Genomic DNA, 18,749 nt, shown 5'->3' on the forward strand with positions numbered 1-18,749 from the left:
CCAGTGCGTGAGAGACGGCGTCACCCGAAGACGGCGGAGTACACGCACAGCGACGCGATAAGCACAGCCAGCGCACCGACGACCCATTTGAACACCAGGTTGTATCGGTGGCCTGGGAAATACTTCTGCGGCTCCGGGCCCAGTGCTCCCGGGTGTAGTCGATACATGGATGCCTGGTAGCAGGTTCGGGTCCGGTGCCCGTGCTGCACCGGGATCATGGCGTCGGCGAATCCGAGTTCCTGCCGAGGAGCCCCTGTCGGTATGACATTCCACGCTGCCACCCAGTTCGGCACGGTGCTGACCCGAATATGGTGGAGCCCCGGCGCGACCGGTACGAAGTTCGTCCCCCATGCGGTATCCGGAACTCGCTGTCCGTTCACGGCGATGCGCGGCCGGCAAAAACGATATGCGTACGGCACCAGCGTCCACCGGTAGAAGTCCGCGTCGACGAGGATTCCGGTCTCGCCGGGCTCCGGTACGTATATCGGCATCGGGGATTCCGGCGTCGCGCCATAGGGCAGGACGAAATCGGGTGGCAGCATTGTGCCCTGGTACGGCTGTCCGGGAGTAACCGGGCGGGGTACCGGCATCCCGGGGCCGGCCGGCGCCGCGTGCTGTGTCGACGGGGGAACCATCGGGGTCCGGTGCTGGTCTGCTGGATTGCGCATGCTCATCCTGTATACGGGTCGTCGGCGGAATCCGGCCGTTCGCTACGCCGGTGCCTCTTCGGGCGCGAGCAGAGTGTTGAGAATTGCGGCGAGCGCCTCTTTATAAGGACCTACGTCCAAGAGCACCTTGACCATTTTCGATACCAGCAGGGAGAGCTTGGCCATAGTTGTCGCGATCCGGGTGGTCGCCTGAGCCGCGACAACCGGTGCGGCCCCGCCGCACGTCACGGCCAGCTCGATGGTCCAACTGACGAGTGCGCCGGCGAGCGCCGTCAGGATGCTCTGCACCATGCTCCGTACCGCGTCCACGATTTTCGCGGCTTTGTCCATGATGCTCGCCAGGGTGGCGGCCGCGCCGCCCGCCGCATTGATCTGGTCGATCAATGTGGTCGCGAAATTGCGGTAGGCGACCGCGGTCTCTCCCGACCAGGTGGCGATCTCCTTGTCGACAGCGGTCTTCCAGTCGGAACCGACCGAGGTCAGCTCTTTGGAGATATTTCCCCAAGTTTTCGCATAGGCCTCGACCATATCCGGATTTCCCATGAGTGAGTCGAGGGTTTTGCGCGCCGGTTCGACGTGTTCGAGCATCCACCCGGCGATCTGGCTCCCGACGAAGGCGAACGGGTCGACGAACGCTTCGATACCGGTCGTGACCGTTCCCAAGGCGCCGATCGCGGCGTCGAAGTACGCGTCCTTGTTGAAGTCCGAGACGACTTTCCAAGCATCGAACGCGATCGTGCCTTCCAGGACACCCCACGGCCCGTCCTCGCCCGCGAGGCCGATATTCGAGTAGACGATAGCGTCTTCCTGAAAGTACTCCTCGCGGTAATTCGTACCGTCCTCGATGAGTTCATTTCCCTCGGGCGGCTCTTCATCGTTGAACCCGGGGTGATTTTCATTGAGCCACTGGCCGATTTCGGTGGCCATTATTGAACCCCCTTCGAATTCTCGATCGCGGTCTGCAGTCCCTCGAGGGTTTGCGACAGCGCACCGTCCGCGCCTTCGAACGAATCGGCGTCGGCGTTGAGCTTGCCGGGAACCTCAGCGACTTTCTCGGCCAGTTTCCTGATCACCTCGACGGTCGAGGAATGATTGTCGGAGAGCAGCCAGTCGACGACAGGCCGTGGGATGGCGCCGTAGGCATCGTCGGCGGCGGCGATATAACTCGCAGCTTCGAGCGCGGCGGTGGTGCGCGTCATCAACTGCTGAATGCTGGTCGCGTGCTTTCGCAGGCTCTCCGGATCGACATTCAGTGGGGCAGGTGCTTCATTCGGCATCGTCGGTACCTCACACCAGCCAGGACTTGTTCCGGTAGTACTCGCCTTCTTCGTCCTCGACGTCCGGGACGAGCGATGCCGGGGTCGCCGGCGGTGGCGGAGCCGTGTTCCAGGTCGGCGCGGACGGCGGTGGGGGTGCGGACGGTCGCGGTTGGGGTGGCGTGGGTGGTGGCTGCGGGGGCTCGGGCCGGCTCGGTGCCGGTTCGTTCCACCTCGGCTCCGGTTGTGGCTGCTCGGACCATATCGGTGCCGCGCGGTCCGGCTGGGACCAGGAAGGCTCCGGTGCCCGACGATCCGCAGAAGCCGGAGCCGGTACTCCGCCCGGGGCGGGCGCGGAGTCGGCGAGGCGCCCGCCGAACTGCTCGATGATGTTCGCGCCGATCGGATCGTCGCCGACCACGTCGTGGACCGTCGCGGTCACCTGGCCGACCAGGGTGCCGCGGGCACGGGACAGGCAGGACATCACCTCGGCGGACAGCGCGGCCGGGTTCTTGCGCCGGATACCATCGGTGAACCGGATATCGGTCGGCACCCCGTTGCTGTCGATCGTGACCCGGACGCTGTTGTCGGCGGACGTCTCGGTCACCGAGAGTTGCGCCAACCGGCCCTGGAGCACCTGGAACCGCTGGGCCTTGTGCTGCATCTGCTCGGCCCATCCGGCCAGATCTGCCGCGGCTGCCGACGGGTCGTCGAACACCGAAATCCCCCCTGTGCGCTGGATTCTGCTGCTGTTCCGGGACGGTAGCACGGCCCCTCGGGCATCTGCACCCGGAAGGCCGGGGCCTGCGGACTTAGACTGGGAGACGAACCCGGGTGTCGAGCCGGGTTCGGAGCAAGCCGGTGCGCCGCCGGCCGGCAACGACGGCGCACAGCAGAGCGAGGAGGTGGGTCGATGTCGAGCACCGAGGATCGGCGTTTCGAGGTCCTGCGGGCGATTGTCGCCGACTACGTCGCCACCAAGGAGCCCATCGGGTCGAAAACCCTGGTGGACCGGCACAACCTGGGCGTTTCCAGTGCTACCGTCCGCAACGATATGGCGGTACTGGAGGCCGAGGGATATATCGCCCAGCCACATACGAGCTCCGGGCGTATCCCCACCGACAAAGGCTATCGCCAGTTCGTGGACCGCATCGCGGAGGTGAAACCGCTGTCGGCGGCCGAACGCAAGGCCATCATGCAGTTCCTGGAATCAGGGGTGGACCTCGACGATGTACTGCGGCGCGGGGTCCGGCTGCTGGCCCAGCTCACCCGTCAGGTCGCGGTCGTCCAGTACCCGACGGTCTCCGCGTCGACGGTCCGCCATCTGGAGGTGGTGGCCCTCAACCCCGCGCGTCTGCTGCTGGTCGTGATCACCGATACCGGCCGGGTCGACCAGCGCCTCGTGGACCTCGGCACACTTGTCGACGACGAGGACCTCGCCGCGCTGCGCGGCATGCTGGGTGCGGCGATGGACGGCAAACGGCTGGCCGCCGCCTCCGCCTCGGTCGCCGAACTCCCCGAGCAGGCGCCACCGCAGCTGCGTGACGTGCTGGTGAAGGTATCGACGGTGCTGGTGGAAACGCTGGTGGAACACCCCGAGGAGCGCCTGGTGCTGGGCGGTACGGCCAATCTCACCCGCAATGCGGGCGATTTCGGCCTGCACGGCTCGCTGCGCACCGTCCTCGAGGCTCTCGAGGAGCAGGTCGTGGTTCTCAAACTACTGGCCGCCGCTCAGCAGCCCGGGATGGTGACGGTGCGGATCGGGGAGGAGACCCAGGTCGCGGAGATGCGCGAGACCTCGGTGGTCACCACCGGCTACGGTTCCGCGGGCGCGGTCCTCGGGGGTATGGGAGTCCTCGGCCCCACCCGGATGGACTATCCGGGCACTATCGCCTCGGTGGCAGCTGTCGCCCGGTATATCGGCGAGGTCCTCGCCGAGCGGTGATACCGCGCCACCCCGCGCGCGCCAGCGCGCCGAAAACACCTCACTGTTAGGCTCGGGGCTTCGGCCCGTTAAAGTTGAGTCGACCCGGCTTAGATCATGGGCGGGCGGCTACATCCATCAGGAGTCACGCGGCCGGCCGTGCGAGGCCGGAGCCGTGGACAGCGACCAAGGAACTAAGAGAACTCAAGTGGCACGGGATTACTACGGACTGCTCGGTGTCGGCAAGGACGCCTCCGACCAAGAGCTCAAACGCGCGTACCGGAAACTGGCTCGCGAACTGCATCCCGACGTGAACCCCGACGAGGCCGCGCAGGCCCGGTTCAAAGAGGTCTCCGCCGCGTACGAGGTGCTGACGGACCCGGAGAAACGCCGCATCGTCGATATGGGTGGCGATCCGCTCGAGGCCGGTGGCGGCGCGGGTGGTTTCAGCGGCGCCGCCGGATTCGGCGGGCTCGGGGATGTGTTCGAGGCATTCTTCGGCGGGATGAGCGGCGGCCCCGGTGGTGGCGCGCGTAAAGCCCGGGGCCGAGTACAGCCCGGTGCCGATTCGCTGGTGCGGACGCGGCTGAGTCTGGCCGAATGCGCGGTCGGGGTGACCAAACATCTCACCGTCGATACCGCCATCCTCTGCGATATCTGCCAGGGCGCGGGCACCAACGGCAATTCCAAACCGGTGCGCTGCGAGACCTGTGGCGGTGCCGGTGAGGTCCAGTCGGTGCAGCGCTCGTTCCTCGGTCAGGTGCTCACTTCCCGGCCCTGCCCGACCTGCCGCGGTGCGGGTGAGACCATCCCCGATCCCTGCCACAAATGCGGCGGTGACGGGCGGGTCCGCGCCCGCCGCGAGATCGCGGCGCCGATCCCGGCCGGCGTGGCCAACGGGATGCGGGTCCGGCTGGCCGCCCAGGGCGAGGTCGGCCCGGGTGGTGGTCACGCCGGTGACCTGTACGTCGAGATCGTGGAACAGCCGCACGATGTTTTCGTCCGCGACGGCGACGATCTGCACTGCACGGTCCGGGTACCCATGGTGGACGCCGCCCTCGGCACCACCGTGGTGATCGACACCATCATGGACGGCCCCACGGAGCTCACCATCTCTCCCGGGACCCAGCCCGGCGAGATCTCGGTCCTGCGCGGGCACGGGATGCCCCGGCTGCGCACCAGCGCACGGGGTGATCTGATGGCGCATCTCGATATCGTCGTGCCCACCAGGCTGGACAGTAAGCAGACCGATCTGCTGCGCAAGTACAAGGGTCTGCGGACGAAGGACAAGGCCGAGGTGATGTCGGCGCAGTCCGAGCACAACAGCGGCCTGTTCGCCCGGTTGCGGGCGTCGTTCAGCGGACGCTGATGGCCCCGACCGTCTTCTATCTGGACGAGATCCCGGAACCGGGCGCCGTCGCGGTATTGGACGGCCCCGAGGGCCGGCACGCGGCGACGGTACGCCGGACCCGGGTCGGGGAGGCGATCAGTCTCTCGGACGGCCGCGGTCTGCTGGCGGAGACGGAAGTTGTTGCCGCGCAGAAACATCAGCTCGAGCTCCTGGTCCGTGACCGGCGGCGCGCCGAGCCGGCGTCGCCGGCTGTGACGGTGGTCCAGGCGTTGCCGAAATCCGAGCGTTCGGAACTGGCGGTGGAGTTGATGACCGAGGCCGGCGCGGATGTGATCGTGCCGTGGCAGGCCGCCCGCTGCGTCTCGAACTGGGAGGCGAAAGCCGATAAGGGTGTGGCGAAATGGCGAGTCGCGGCCAAGGGCGCGGCCAGGCAGTCGCGCCGGGCCTATATTCCCGAGGTGACCGCCCTGCACCGCACACCCGATGTGGTCGAGGCCGTGCGCGCGGCGAAAGCCCAGGGTGCCGTCGTGGCCGCGCTCCACGAATCGGGTACGGGAAGCTTCACCGGGCTACCGTGGCCGGCGGCTCCCGCCGTCACCCTGATCGTCGGGCCGGAGGGCGGCCTCGACGATGCCGAGCTGACGGCGCTGGCCGCCGCCGGGGCCGATGTGGTGCGGCTCGGACCCACGGTTCTGCGCACCTCCACGGCGGCCGCGGTGGCGCTCGGCGCACTCGGTGCGCTCACCGCGCGCTGGTGACGACCGAGTGAATTCGCGGTATGACCCGGTCACCGGGGTAGGGGCCGCCGTAATTCCACTGGGACCTGTCGGGGCCGGGAGTTAGACTCGGGGCAGCGAAAGCGTTCGCGAGCAGAGCAAACAGCGCGCTTCACCGCGCCTGTCGAGACCGGAAAGCAGGCCATAGCCACTACGTGCGATCACAAGGCGATATCGGCGATCAGAATTCCTCCGCGGCCGAGAACGGCGCCTCCGGGCCCGCGGCACGCACTGTCCGTTCCAGTATCGAACTCGCGCCCGAGTCGGTGTTCCCTTTTCTCGGCTCGGCCGACGAGAACCTCCGTGAGCTGGAGGAACTACTGGCCGCCGATATCCATGTCCGCGGCAATCTGGTCACCCTCACCGGTAAAGCCGCCGACGTCGCGCTGGCCGAGCGCATCGTGGAGCAACTGGTCGCGCTGACCGGCCGTAACCGGGTGATCACTCCCGAGACCGTCCGGCATACCGTGTCCATGCTCACCGAGGGCAGCGAGGAATCCCCGGCCGAGGTGCTGAGCCTGGATATTCTGTCCCGCCGTGGAAAAACGATTCGTCCGAAAACGCTGAACCAGAAGCGTTATGTCGATGCGATCGACGAGAACACCATCGTTTTCGGTATCGGCCCGGCGGGTACCGGAAAGACCTATCTGGCCATGGCAAAAGCGGTTCAGGCCTTGCAGACCAAGCAGGTCAATCGCATAATCCTCACCCGGCCCGCGGTCGAGGCCGGCGAGCGCCTGGGCTTCCTGCCGGGCACCCTCAACGAGAAGATCGACCCCTACCTGCGGCCCCTCTACGACGCACTACACGACATGATGGACCCGGAAGCCATTCCGAAATTGATGTCTGCCGGAGTTATCGAAGTCGCCCCACTGGCGTATATGCGTGGTCGAACCATCAACGATTCTTTCATTATTTTGGACGAGGCTCAGAATACGACCGCGGAGCAAATGAAAATGTTCCTGACGCGGCTCGGGTTCGGGTCGAAGATCGTGGTGACAGGCGACGTGACCCAGGTGGATCTGCCGCACGGGGCGCGTTCGGGGTTGCGGGCGGCCAGCGAGATCCTCACCGATATCGACGATATTCATTTCGCCGAGCTCACCAGCAGTGATGTGGTCCGGCATCGGCTCGTCTCGGAGATCGTGGACGCCTACGAGCAGTTCGAGGCCGAGATCCGGCCGCCGGTCGGCCCGCCGCATATGTCGGGGAACCGCGCGCAGCGGCGGGCGGCCGGACGGACGGCACGACGGTAAACGGCACCTGTTCCGGTTCCGGGCGCTACCGGTACCGCGGCCGTCCGCTGTACCTCCGCATTCGCTCCGGTGCGTGCGCGGGCGTCGGATGGGCCCGGCCCGGGGGTACCCATTAGGCTGACCAGGTGAGTATCGAGATCGCCAACGAGTCGGGTATGGACGTGCCCGAGGAAGACCTGGTGGGTGTCGCCCGGTTCGTGATCGGCCGGATGGATGTGCACCCGGCCGCCGAACTGTCCATGGTGCTGGTCGATCTCGACACCATGGCGGACCTGCATATGCGCTGGATGGATCTCCCGGGACCGACCGATGTGATGTCGTTCCCGATGGACGAACTCGAACCCGGCGGCCGTCCCGACAGTCCGGAACCCGGCCCGTCCATGCTCGGCGATATCGTGCTCTGCCCCGAATTCGCGCTGGACCAGGCGGCCAAGGCCGGACATGCGCTCGACCACGAACTCGCCCTGCTCACCGTGCACGGTGTCCTGCACCTACTCGGCTACGACCACGCCGAACCGGCCGAGGAGAAGGAGATGTTCGCCCTGCAGGGCCGGCTGCTCGAACAGTGGTACGAGGAATTGCACGACGCGCAACGGCGGGCCGAGCTGGCCGCACGTGACGCGCGGCTGCTGGGTAAGACGGGTTTCTCGGCGCCGGAAGAGGGCCGATCGTGGCCGGGTGACGCGCCCGCGTGAACGAGATCACCCTCTTACTGTTCGCTGTTTTGCTCGCTGCGGTGGGCGGGGTTTTCGCGGCCGTGGATTCGGCGTTGAACACATTATCGGCGGCACGGCTCGAGGATATGGCGCGTGGTGACCGGCCCGGGGCGCTGCGGTTGAGCCGGATCGTGGACGATCGGCCCCGGTATGTGAATCTCATGGTGCTGCTGCGCATCCTGTGCGAGATCACCGCGACGGTGCTGCTCGCCGCCGCCCTGAGCCAGTTTCTCGACAGCGGCTGGGCGTTGCTGATCACCGCGGCGGTGATGGTGCTGGTCTCCTACGTGGTGATCGGGGTCGGCCCGCGCACCCTGGGCCGCCAGCACGCGTATTCGATCGCGCTCGCCGCGGGGCTGCCGCTGCAGTTCATCGGTGCGCTGCTGGGGCCGGTGAGCCGGTTGCTGATCCTGCTCGGCAACGCGATCACACCGGGTAAGGGCTTCCGGAACGGCCCGTTCGCCTCGGAAATCGAATTGCGCGAGGTAGTCGATATGGCGCGGGAACGGGGCGTCGTCGCCGACGACGAACGCCGGATGATCCAGTCGGTCTTCGAACTCGGCGATACCGCGGCCCGGGCGGTGATGGTGCCGCGCACCGAGATGGTGTGGATCGAAGCCGATAAATCGGTGGCGCAGGCGATGTCGCTGGCCGTGCGCAGCGGGCACTCCCGGATCCCGGTGATCGGCGAGAACGTCGACGACATCCTCGGTGTGGTGTATCTGAAGGATCTGGTGCCCTACGCCGACCGCGGGCGCAGTGTCCGGGTGCGCGAGGTGATGCGCGAACCGGTGTTCATGCCCGACTCCAAAGCGCTCGACGATCTGCTCGACGAGATGCAGCGCCGGCGCAACCATATGGCCCTGCTGGTGGACGAATACGGCGGGATCGCCGGCCTGGTGACCATCGAGGATGTGCTCGAGGAAATCGTCGGGGAGATCGCCGACGAATACGACACCGACGAGACCCCGCCGATCGAGGAACTCGAAACGGACCGCTACCGGGTATCGGCACGACTTCCGATCGCCGATCTGGGTGAGCTGTACGGCCTGCCGATCGACGAAGAGGAAGTGGACACCGTCGGCGGTTTGCTGGCCCACGAACTGGGCCGGGTGCCGCTGCCGGGCGCGGAAGTCGTCGCGCACGGACTGGAGTTACGCGGTGAGGGCGGTGCGGACGCCCGCGGCCGGGTCCGGGTGCACACCGTGGTGGTGGCCCGGGCGCCCGAGCAGACTACGGAAACCGATGCGGGACCGGATCGGGAACGCCCGTCCGCCCGAAACGATGAGGGAGCAGGCCATGAGTGAGCTGGACGCCGAGGACAACAAGCTGCTGGTGCTGGCGCGGGGAGCGCTGGGTCGTACGGGCGGGTCGTCGGGAGCGGCGATCCGCGATACCGACGGCCGCACCTACGCCGCCGGCGAGGTGGGTTTGCAGGCGCTGCGGCTCACGGCCCTGCAGTCGGCGGTGGCGGCCGCGATCTCCAGCGGCGCGGAGGGTTTCGAGGCGGCCGTAGTGGTCGGCGGCAAATTCGCGGATGCGGGGGTGTCGGCGGTACGCGAGGTGTCCGCGGGTGCGCGGATCATCTTCGCGGATGCCTCGGGTGCGGTGTTCGATATCGCCGAGGGTTATGAGGCATCCGATGCCTGATACCGGCGAACGTGAGTTCCGGTCCGGTTTCGTCTGTTTCGTCGGCCGGCCGAATACCGGTAAATCGACGCTGACGAACGCACTGGTGGGATCGAAGATCGCGATAACCAGTTCGCGCCCGCAGACCACCCGGCACACCATTCGCGGGATCGTCCACCGCGAACATGCCCAGCTGATCCTGGTCGACACTCCGGGCCTGCATCGCCCCCGCACACTGCTCGGGCAGCGGCTCAACGATCTGGTGCGCGATACGTACTCCGAGGTGGATGTGATCGCGCTGTGTATTCCGGCGGACGAGAAGATCGGCCCGGGGGACCGCTGGATCGTGCAGCAGGTGCGGCAGATGGCTCCGAAGACGACTCTGCTGGGCGTGGTCACCAAAATAGACAAAGTGGGCAAGGAGCAGATCGCGAAGCAATTGCTCGCTGTCTCCGAATTGCTCGGCCCGGAAGCCGATGTGATTCCGGTATCGGCTGTCAAGGGTGAGCAGGTCGAGGTGCTCGTCGATCTGGTTGCCTCGCGTATGCCGCCGGGACCGGCGTTCTATCCGGACGGCGAGCTCACCGACGAACCCGAGGAAACTCTGATGGCGGAGCTCATCCGGGAGGCCGCGCTGGAGGGGGTCCGGGATGAGTTGCCGCATTCGCTGGCGGTGGTGATCGAGGAGATCCTGCCGCGCGAAGACCACGACGAATTGCTCGATGTGCATGCGCTGCTGTACGTGGAGCGGCCGAGTCAGAAGGCGATCATCATCGGCAAAGGGGGCGCTCGACTGAAAGAGGTGGGCACGAACGCCCGCAAACAGATCGAACATATTCTCGGCAGCCGTATCTACCTGCACCTGCACGTGAAGATCGCCAAGGACTGGCAGCGCGACCCCAAACAGTTGGGCAAGCTGGGGTTCTGAGTCTTTTGGCGCGCCGCCGGCGCGGGGGCCGAAACCGCCGAGGGGGCCCCGAACCCGCGACGCCGGGGGCGGCGCCAAAAAACACCGGTGTTAGCTGAGATTTTGCTTACTCGGGTAGCGTTGGTTGGACTAGGCCGATATGCTTCGGCCCCAGTACCCGAATCAAACAGGCTGAAACCATTTTTCATCCGACGATTCGGTAACGGACACGATGGGGTGTCGGATGCGGGCTCGGCGTTGAGTCGGCGAGACGAAGCGCGAGCGGGGGTACCCGACCTATGTATGAATCCGTGGCAGCGGTCCCGGCGGATATGTCCGGACGAGCCGGTCGGCGGCAATGGATGGCCCCCGCGCTCACTTTGACGATCTCGCTGGTGGTGGGCTTCGGGCTGGTGGGCGGTGCCATGCTCTCGGTGGGACCGGAAGACCGGATGCTCGCGGGCATCTGGATCTCCGTCGCCGTCGTAGCGGCGTGTACCGCGGTAACCACCGCGGTGTACGTGCGGGGTCTGGTCGCCGTCGAACAGCGTCGCGGTGCGGCGACGGCGGGCCGGCTCGCGCAGGCGGAGGCCCGGGCCGCCGTGGCCGAACAGGCGGTCGCCGAGGCGAGGGAGGCGACGGCGGCAAGTGAGCGGCGCCGGTCTGCGGCCATTGCGGCGCTCGCGAACGCCTCCGGCCGGATGCAGGCCATGACCACCAGCATGCTGGCCGATCTGCAGGATCTGGAACACCGGTATGCCGATCAGGCGGTGCTCACCGATCTGTTGAAATTGGATCACGCCACCGCGCAGGCCGGTCGCCTCGCGGACAGTATCGCGATCCTCAGTGGTGCGCGGACCGGCCGTCGCTGGGCCAAACCCATTGTGCTGGAACGTGTTCTGCGTGCCTCTATCGGACGTATCGGTGGCTATCAGCGGGTGCGGATGCGGGCGATCGCCGATATCGCGATCGCCGGGCATGCGGCCGAAGGCGTCATCCACGCCCTGTCCGAACTGGTCGACAACGCCTGCCGGTTCTCGCCGCCCACCACCGAGGTCCACATCTACGCGGCGGAGATCCCCGCGGGTGTGGTCGTGACGGTCGAGGACAGTGGGCTGGTGATGAGCGAATCCTCGCTGCGCCGGGCGCAGATCACCGTATCCGGCACGGAAGGCGAAGCTGCCGAGGGGCTGTCCTCGCTCAACGGCACCCGGTTCGGGCTGGCGGTCGTCGGCCGGCTGGCTCGTAAACACGGCCTCACGGTCAGTTACCGGCCGTCGGCGATCGGCGGCACCGCGGCAGTGGTGATGATTCCCCGCGAACTCACCGCCCGGGTCGAGCCTCCGGAAACCCCGGCGCTGCCCGCCGGGCGTTCCGCGGGGCAGGCCGGTCTGCTCCCGGTCGCCGGATCCGCCGCCGACACCGGCCCGTTCGGCGCCCTCTCCGATACCGGCTCCCGGTACCTGACCCCACCCACGGCCACCGAGGTGGCTACCGGTACGAACCACGGCATCGGGAATCCCGCGCAATCCCAGCATATTTCGGACCGGCATCAGGTCGTGGAGCATACGTCGGGGCAATTTCCGGCCGCCGCGGAGACAGCGGCGACCACGACGACCGTGCTGCCGAAGCGGCGGCGGGGCAGCACCTTGGCCGCGGCCCACCCGGAAGGCCTACCCGCTCAGCCCGAGCCCGGCTCCTACGCCTTCGACGGTTCCGCTCAGGAGGATACGACCGCGAAACACCGATCGACGGCTTCCTCGATGGGGGCGTTCCAGCGCGCGGTCACCGGCCGCGCGCAGGAGGATCCCCAGCCTTTCGGCGGACCGATCCGACCACCCGGCAACGGCGCCGCGCGGTCGTCGCGTCACTCCATGACAACCGACTGGGAGAACGATCGATGACGATGACATCGGATCCAGCGCAACTGGATTGGCTGCTACAGCGGCTACTGAGCGAAACCGCCGGCGCCCGGCACGCGGTACTGCTGGCCGCGGACGGTATCCAGATATGCCATACCGCGGGGCTGTCCATGGATCAGGCCGATCGGCTCGCCGCCATCGCCTCGGGAGTGCAGGCACTAGCAGGCAGCGCCTCGGCGGAGTTCGGCGACGGCCGCGGCGGAGTGCGTCAGTCGATGACCGAGTTCTACGGCGGGATCCTGTTCATCGTCGGGGCCGGTGCGGGGGCCCAGATCGCGGTACTGGCCGATGACGACGCCGACGCCGGCCTGGTCGGCGCGCAGATGGCAGCGCTGATCGAACAGGTCGGGGAATACCTGTCCGCGCCGCCGCGGGGGAGTAGAGCGAGACTGCTGTGAACCGTTCCGGCCGCGATGACGAACCCGACCGCTTCTACACCCTCACCGGCGGCCGGGCCGCCCCGACCACCGAAGAGTTCGATCCGGTCACCCTGGTGGTCAGCGAATGCGCGCCCACGCCGGCGATGCAGCGCGAGCATGTGGCCATCCTGACGATGTGCCGGGAGCCGACCGCGGTGGTGGAGATCGCCGCCGAACTACGGCTGCCGTTCGGTATCGCGACGGTCCTGGTCGCGGATCTGCTACACACCGGCAAGGTCACCGTCCGCTATCCCGAACTCGCGGCGGGACCCTACGGTGACACGTTCGATATCGACATGCTCGAGAAGGTGCTCGTTGGACTCCGTAGCCTATGACGACCGTCCCACCCGCGCCCTGGCGCCGCTGTCCGGTTCGGTGCGGCACGGCCTGAAAATCGTTGTCGTCGGGGGATTCGGGGTCGGTAAGACGACCATGGTCCGTTCGGTGAGCGAGATCCGGCCGCTGGATACCGAAGCGGTGATGACCGACGCCGGTGCCGGGGTGGACGATCTTTCCGGCGTCACCGGAAAGTCGACCACCACAGTCGCGTTCGATTTCGGCAGGATCAGCCTGTCCGACGAATATGTGCTGTATGTGTTCGGCGCCCCCGGACAGGAACGGTTCTGGTTCCTGTGGGACCGGCTGTTCGCGGGAACCTTGGGGGCGGTGGTGCTGGTCGACCCGCGCCGGATCAGCGATTCCTGGTACGCCATCGACCGTCTCGAATATCAGGGCACCCCGTTCGTGGTGGCCTGCAACTCGTTCGAACCGGTACCGCCGGCCCTGGACGAGGTCCGGGACGCTCTCGACCTGGACCCGCATGTTCCGTTGTTCACCTGCGATGCCCGTTCCCGGGATTCGGGCAAACGGGTGCTGATCGGCCTGGTGGAACACCTCATCGAGAGGCAGGTCCCGCCGGCCGCCGGATCGGAGCCGCGATCGTGACGCACCCGGACTACAACACCGCGACCCTGGCCGGTTGCCCGGTGCCGCCGTCGGGCGCGGTCGCGCTCGACGGTCCCGGCTTCCACACCGACCCCGCTCTGCTCTACACCCGGATGCGGTCGGAGCACGGCCCCGTTGTGGCGGTGGAACTCGTCGGCGGTATTCCGGCATGGCTCGTGATCGGCTATCGGGAATTGCATCAGGTCACCACGGACGGGCTGTTGTTCCCGCGGGATTCGAGTCTGTGGAACCAGTGGCCGGCGATACCGCCGGATTGGCCGCTGCTGCCGATGGTCGGCCGTCCGCAGCCGGGTATCTATTTCACCGCCGGCGCCGCGCACGCGCGGCATGTGGCGCTGGTGGAACCCGCGCTGGAGTCGGTGGATCCGTTCGCCCTGCGCAGCGCCTGCGAACAACTGGCCGACGGCCTGATCGATCGGTTCTGCGGTCGCGGTCACGCGGATGTGGTCACCGAATTCGCCGAGCTGCTTCCGGTTCTGACCCTGGCCTGGATCTTGGGTGTGCCCGAATCGGATGGGCCGTATCTGGCCCAGAACATGCAGGTGCTGTGTGACGGCGGTCCCGAGGCGCCGGCCGCCTACGGGCGGTTCGTGGAATATATGCGGCAGCTGCTGGCCCATAAGAAACGCGAACCCGGCCAGGATCTGGTGTCGCGCATGCTGGCGGATCCCGAACCGTTCGCCGATGAGGAATATGTGCTGAATATGCAGTCGGTGACAGCGGCCGGGCATCTGCCGACCGCCGACTGGATCGGCAATTCGGTCCGGCTCATGCTGGTGGACGATCGGTTCGCCGCCGCGTTCGGTGCGGCCCGGCACAGTATCGGCCAGGCCATGACCGAAGTGCTCTGGGAAGACACGCCGACACAGATCCTCGCGGGCCGCTGGGTCGCTCGCGATACCCGGCTCGGCGAGGCTCCGGTCCGCCGCGGGGATATGGTGCTGCTCGGTTTGGCCGCCGCCAATGCCGATCCGCATATCCGCCAATACACCGGCGACGGTGCCGATCCGGCGCATTCCGGGAATGCCGCGCATTTCGCGTTCAGTCACGGCGAATACCGTTGTCCCTATCCGGCCCAGCAGATCGCCGAAATCATCGCCCGCACCGGGATCGAGGTTCTGCTCGACCGGCTGCCCGATCTGGATCTGGCAGTCACCGCCGAATCCCTGGTCCGCCGGCCTTCGCCGTTCTTGCGCGGATTCACCTCTCTGCCAGTTCGTTTCACACCTGTTCCCGCCGTTGGAGGTGGCTCGTGAGCCAGCAATGCCCGCATACCGCGGCCCTGACCATCGACCCCATGGTCGCCGATCTCGCGGGGGAGACTCGAACCTTATGCGAGGGCCCGGCACTCACGAAGGTCGAACTGCTCGGCGCACCCGCCTGGACCGTCACCCGGCACAATCTGGCGCGCCGGTTGCTCACCGATACCCGCCTGGTCAAAGACCACACCCGATGGAATCTGTGGCAGTCCGGGGCGGTGACCCGGGATTGGCCGCTGATCGGCATGATCGACGCCGGCCGTTCCATGTTCACCGTGGACGGCGCCGAACATCGCCGGCTACGGATCAAAACCACCCGCGCGCTGGCGCCGCGCCGTCTCGGCGCATTGCGGCCCAAGATCGAACAGTTCACTGCCGAACTCCTCGGCGATCTGGCCGAGGCGGGGGACAGGGACGGGGTGGTGGACCTGAAACAGGTGTTCGCCTATCCGCTGCCGATGCGCGTGATCAGCGAGCTGATGGGGGTGCCGCGCACCGACCATACCTACCTGCTCGAGTCGTACAAGAAGTTCTTCTCGCTGCTGACCCCGCACGATGAGCGGATGCGGGTCTTCGTCGAACTCGACGACTACTACACCGAACTCATCGAGGCGAAGACCGCGAACCCGGCCGACGATCTCACTTCCGATCTCATCCACGATGTCGCGGAAGGTGAAACCCCGCTGACCGAGGAAGAGGTGCACGGCAATCTCAAAGCGCTGGTCGCCGCCGGACACGAAACCACTGTCAGCCTGATCATCATGACCACCCGTGCCCTGCTCGGGCATCCCGAACAATTGGCGGCGATCCGGGCCGGGGAACGTACCTGGGCGGAGGCGATCGAGGAAACCCTGCGCTGGGACGGTCCGGTAATCCACCTGCTGATGCGGTTCGCCACCGAGGACATCACCGTCGACGACCTGACCATCGAAAAGGGTGACGGTGTAGTCATGTCGTACCGCGCCATCGGCCGCGACCGCGACCTGCACGGCGCCGACGCCGATACCTTCGATCTCACCCGCCCCACCGCCAACCGGAATATGTCCTTCGGCTACGGCCCGCATATCTGCCCGGGCGCGGCCCTGGCCCGCCTGGAGGCTTCCATCGCCCTGCCCGCACTCTTCGACCGCTTCCCGGGCCTGCGTGCCGATATCCCCCTGGGCGAGCACGGCAACCTGCCGGTTCTCACCCAGAACGATCCGGCGGCGTTCCCGGTGCGGTTGTCATAGCGACGCTGTGTTTCCGGCGCCGGTCGGCCCCGCTGGACGCGGCCGGCGAAGATGGGCCCCGATCCGGCGCCGCCGGAGACGGCGCCAATAGACTGACCGTGTGCTTCTGTACCGTGACCATGCTGTGGTGCTGCGCCAGCACAAGCTGGGCGAAGCCGATCGCATCGTCACGCTCCTGACCCGGCAGCACGGTGTGGTGCGTGCCGTGGCCAAAGGGGTACGCCGGACCAAATCGAAGTTCGGCGCGCGGCTGGAGCCGTTCGCCTATGTAGACGTCCAGCTCCACCCGGGCCGCAACCTGGACACAGTGACCCAGGTGCACACCGTGGAGGCCTTCGCGACCGCGATCGTCGCCGACTACGGCCGCTACACCACCGCGTGCGCCGTTCTCGAAACCGCCGAACGCCTGGCCGGGGAGGAACGTGCTCCCGTACCGCGGCTGCACACTCTCACGGCCGGTGCTCTCCGCGCGATCGCCGCCGGGGAACGCCCGCACGAACTCGTCCTCGACGCCTTTCTGCTGCGCGCCATGGATTACGCCGGCTGGGCGCCGGCCATCGACGAATGCGCTCGCTGCGCCACCCCCGGCCCGCACCGCGCGTTCCATATCGGCGCCGGCGGCGCGGTGTGTGTGCATTGCCGCCCACCCGGCGCGGCCACCCCGGCCCCCGCGGTGTTCGATCATCTGCTGGCGCTGCGGCACGGTCGCTGGGATCGGGTGGCGGATATCCCGGAATCGGCCCGCCGCCAGGCCAGCGGCCTGATCGCCGCACATCTGCAGTGGCATCTGGAGCGTGAGCTGCGAACTCTGCCCTTGATCGAACGGAGTGTCTGAGCGGGGGTGTTCGGACGCGGCGCCGGGTGTTTCCGGCGGGCTGGTTCGCGAAGGTGGAAGATGAAGCGAACAGCGAAGCCGGGAAAGTGGCGTCGCGCGTGATAGGTGCTGTGTTTTTTGGCGCCGCCTGCGGCGTCGCGGGTTCGGGGCCCCCTTGGTCTCGTTCTTCACTCCCGGCGCTCAGTCGCTGCGCTCCTTCGCTCTGGTCGCTCCAGAACGAGACGGGCCCCGAACCACCGAGGCGGACCGGCCGCATGCGGGAAAACGGGGTCGGGGCGGATGTGGACGGATCTGTAGGGTTCCGAATCTCATGGGCGCGGCGGTAGGGCCGGGTCCGGCGACCGCCAACCCTTGCGGGAACCCCGCGCGCGTCGGTGTGCCTCGAACCCAGCTACCCTTTTTTGGTGATCCTGCGTCGTGATTCCGCCGGTTCGGACGCTCCTGCCGGCGCTCGGACTGTCCGCCCGCCGGCACCGCATCCGTCCGGGGCGCGGCCGCCCGATATCCCGCGGGAGCTCGTCCCTCGGCATGTGGCGCTGGTGATGGATGGGAACGGCCGGTGGGCGCAGGAGCGAGGTCTGCCGCGGACCGCCGGTCACGAGAAGGGCGAGGCCGTTCTCATGGACACCGTCGAGGGATGTATCGAGATCGGTGTCAAATGGCTGTCGGCCTACGCGTTCTCCACCGAGAACTGGCGGCGCAGTCCCGACGAGGTGCGTTTCCTCATGGGGTTCAACCGGGATGTGATCCGGCGCCGGCGCGACGAGATGCACGAGATGGGTGTGCGGGTGCGCTGGGCGGGGCGGCGGCCGCGGTTGTGGCGCAGTGTGATCCGTGAGCTCGAGGTCGCGCAGGAACTCACGCAGGACAACACCGTGATGACGCTGACCATGTGCGTGAATTACGGTGGCCGGGCCGAGATCGCCGATGCCGCACGGGAGATCGCGCGCCGGGTGGCGGCCGGTGAGATCGACCCGGAGAAGGTGAACGAGGCCGTGGTGGCCCGGTACATGGACGAGCCGGATATGCCCGATGTGGACCTGTTCCTGCGGCCATCGGGCGAGTTCCGGAGTTCGAACTTCCTGATCTGGCAGTCCGCGTACGCGGAGTTCGTCTATCAGGCCACCTTGTTCCCGGATTTCGATCGGCGCAATCTGTGGGAGGCATGTCTGGAGTACGCGCGGCGTGACCGCCGGTTCGGTGGCACCAAATGACCTCCGATTCCGGTGCCGTGGCCCCCGATATCGAGTTGAAGGCACGGGCCGGCGCCGGCCTGGGCCTGCACGATATCGATATCCGGGTCGATACCGATGGTTCGCTGCGTTTCGATTTTCAGGGGGTGTTGTGTTCGCTGAGTGCGTTCACCCTGACACCGGGCCTGGATGTGCTGTCGCTGACGTGTGTGCTGGCCTGGGACCGCCCGCTCAAACCGCAGTTGCACAAGCGGGTGGCCGAGCGTAATGCCGCGCTGCAGTTCGGTTCCATCGCGGTGATGACACGGGACAAGCTCGCCGATGTGATTCTGCGCTATACCTTTCCGGCGGCGGGTCTCGATGATCAGGCGCTCACGACCATGCTGCTGCTGGTACTCGGCGGGGCCGGGCAGGCGCGTCAGGGATTGCTGCCCTGAGGCGGT

21 protein-coding genes are annotated in these 18,749 nt (G+C 67.0%); 17 read left to right on the top strand and 4 right to left on the bottom strand.

Going from position 1 to position 18,749, the window contains the following annotated elements; translation table 11 throughout:
* Window positions 1-20: 20 nt before the first annotated feature.
* From ABZ827_RS19110 to ABZ827_RS19125, 4 genes are read right to left on the bottom strand one after another with little or no spacing between them, the layout of a single operon-like run.
* Window positions 21-668: a hypothetical protein gene (locus ABZ827_RS19110; RefSeq protein ID WP_357238229.1), complete on the bottom strand. Its 648-nt coding sequence runs from the start codon at window positions 666-668 to the stop codon at window positions 21-23.
* Window positions 669-710: 42 nt separating this feature from the next.
* Complete coding sequence (locus ABZ827_RS19115) at window positions 711-1,595, bottom strand: hypothetical protein (RefSeq protein WP_357238231.1); 885 nt, start codon at window positions 1,593-1,595, stop codon at window positions 711-713.
* Window positions 1,595-1,945, bottom strand: a complete 351-nt coding sequence (locus ABZ827_RS19120) for a type VII secretion target (protein WP_357238233.1) — start codon at window positions 1,943-1,945, stop codon at window positions 1,595-1,597. Before ABZ827_RS19120 ends, ABZ827_RS19115 begins: the two co-directional genes overlap by 1 nt.
* 10 nt (window positions 1,946-1,955) lie before the next feature.
* Window positions 1,956-2,642, bottom strand: a complete 687-nt coding sequence (locus tag ABZ827_RS19125; protein ID WP_357238235.1) for a YbaB/EbfC family nucleoid-associated protein — start codon at window positions 2,640-2,642, stop codon at window positions 1,956-1,958.
* A 195-nt stretch (window positions 2,643-2,837) separates the two neighbouring features.
* Between ABZ827_RS19125 and hrcA the strand changes: the two genes are divergently transcribed.
* The 17 genes from hrcA (at window position 2,838) to ABZ827_RS19210 (ending at window position 18,743) form a co-directional block, all read left to right on the top strand.
* A complete protein-coding gene (gene hrcA / locus ABZ827_RS19130) occupies window positions 2,838-3,869 on the top strand; it encodes a heat-inducible transcriptional repressor HrcA (RefSeq protein WP_357238237.1) in 1,032 nt (343 codons plus the stop codon).
* A gap of 187 nt (window positions 3,870-4,056) precedes the next feature.
* Window positions 4,057-5,217 carry a molecular chaperone DnaJ gene (gene dnaJ / locus ABZ827_RS19135; RefSeq protein WP_357238238.1) on the top strand — a complete coding sequence of 387 codons (1,161 nt, stop codon included), beginning with the start codon at window positions 4,057-4,059 and terminating at the stop codon, window positions 5,215-5,217.
* On the top strand, window positions 5,217-5,957 hold the full coding sequence (locus ABZ827_RS19140; RefSeq protein WP_357238240.1) for a 16S rRNA (uracil(1498)-N(3))-methyltransferase: 741 nt from the start codon (window positions 5,217-5,219) through the stop codon (window positions 5,955-5,957). Before dnaJ ends, ABZ827_RS19140 begins: the two co-directional genes overlap by 1 nt.
* Window positions 5,958-6,148: 191 nt before the next feature.
* Window positions 6,149-7,231, top strand: a complete 1,083-nt coding sequence (locus tag ABZ827_RS19145; RefSeq protein ID WP_357238428.1) for a PhoH family protein — start codon at window positions 6,149-6,151, stop codon at window positions 7,229-7,231.
* A 125-nt stretch (window positions 7,232-7,356) separates the two neighbouring features.
* Window positions 7,357-7,926, top strand: coding sequence for an rRNA maturation RNase YbeY (gene ybeY, locus ABZ827_RS19150; RefSeq protein ID WP_357238242.1), 570 nt, complete (start codon window positions 7,357-7,359; stop codon window positions 7,924-7,926).
* Complete coding sequence (locus tag ABZ827_RS19155) at window positions 7,923-9,254, top strand: hemolysin family protein (protein ID WP_357238245.1); 1,332 nt, start codon at window positions 7,923-7,925, stop codon at window positions 9,252-9,254. Before ybeY ends, ABZ827_RS19155 begins: the two co-directional genes overlap by 4 nt.
* Window positions 9,247-9,597 (top strand): cytidine deaminase, encoded by a 351-nt coding sequence (locus ABZ827_RS19160; protein ID WP_357238246.1) that lies wholly within the window; start codon window positions 9,247-9,249, stop codon window positions 9,595-9,597. The genes ABZ827_RS19155 and ABZ827_RS19160 overlap by 8 nt, the downstream gene beginning before the upstream one ends.
* The gene (era, locus tag ABZ827_RS19165) at window positions 9,590-10,504 is read left to right on the top strand and encodes a GTPase Era (RefSeq protein ID WP_357238248.1); all 915 of its coding nucleotides are present in this window, start codon (window positions 9,590-9,592) and stop codon (window positions 10,502-10,504) included. Before ABZ827_RS19160 ends, era begins: the two co-directional genes overlap by 8 nt.
* A gap of 290 nt (window positions 10,505-10,794) precedes the next feature.
* Window positions 10,795-12,387, top strand: coding sequence for an ATP-binding protein (locus tag ABZ827_RS19170; RefSeq protein WP_357238250.1), 1,593 nt, complete (start codon window positions 10,795-10,797; stop codon window positions 12,385-12,387).
* A 2-nt stretch (window positions 12,388-12,389) separates the two neighbouring features.
* On the top strand, window positions 12,390-12,803 hold the full coding sequence (locus tag ABZ827_RS19175) for a roadblock/LC7 domain-containing protein (RefSeq protein ID WP_357238252.1): 414 nt from the start codon (window positions 12,390-12,392) through the stop codon (window positions 12,801-12,803).
* Window positions 12,800-13,159, top strand: a complete 360-nt coding sequence (locus ABZ827_RS19180; protein WP_357238254.1) for a DUF742 domain-containing protein — start codon at window positions 12,800-12,802, stop codon at window positions 13,157-13,159. The genes ABZ827_RS19175 and ABZ827_RS19180 overlap by 4 nt, the downstream gene beginning before the upstream one ends.
* Window positions 13,160-13,211: 52 nt before the next feature.
* Window positions 13,212-13,769, top strand: a complete 558-nt coding sequence (locus tag ABZ827_RS19185) for an ATP/GTP-binding protein (protein WP_357238429.1) — start codon at window positions 13,212-13,214, stop codon at window positions 13,767-13,769.
* Entirely contained in the window at window positions 13,766-15,046 is a 1,281-nt protein-coding gene (locus tag ABZ827_RS19190; protein WP_357238256.1) for a cytochrome P450, read from the top strand. Before ABZ827_RS19185 ends, ABZ827_RS19190 begins: the two co-directional genes overlap by 4 nt.
* Complete coding sequence (locus ABZ827_RS19195; protein WP_357238257.1) at window positions 15,043-16,278, top strand: cytochrome P450; 1,236 nt, start codon at window positions 15,043-15,045, stop codon at window positions 16,276-16,278. Before ABZ827_RS19190 ends, ABZ827_RS19195 begins: the two co-directional genes overlap by 4 nt.
* A gap of 100 nt (window positions 16,279-16,378) precedes the next feature.
* Window positions 16,379-17,113 carry a DNA repair protein RecO gene (gene recO, locus ABZ827_RS19200; RefSeq protein ID WP_357238259.1) on the top strand — a complete coding sequence of 245 codons (735 nt, stop codon included), beginning with the start codon at window positions 16,379-16,381 and terminating at the stop codon, window positions 17,111-17,113.
* 404 nt (window positions 17,114-17,517) lie between these two features.
* Window positions 17,518-18,327, top strand: coding sequence for an isoprenyl transferase (locus tag ABZ827_RS19205; RefSeq protein WP_357238261.1), 810 nt, complete (start codon window positions 17,518-17,520; stop codon window positions 18,325-18,327).
* Window positions 18,324-18,743 (top strand): hypothetical protein, encoded by a 420-nt coding sequence (locus tag ABZ827_RS19210; RefSeq protein WP_357238263.1) that lies wholly within the window; start codon window positions 18,324-18,326, stop codon window positions 18,741-18,743. The genes ABZ827_RS19205 and ABZ827_RS19210 overlap by 4 nt, the downstream gene beginning before the upstream one ends.
* The last annotated feature ends 6 nt before the right edge of the window (window positions 18,744-18,749 follow it).

It is taken from the genome of Nocardia sp. NPDC019395 (assembly GCF_040632335.1).
GTDB lineage: Bacteria > Actinomycetota > Actinomycetes > Mycobacteriales > Mycobacteriaceae > Nocardia.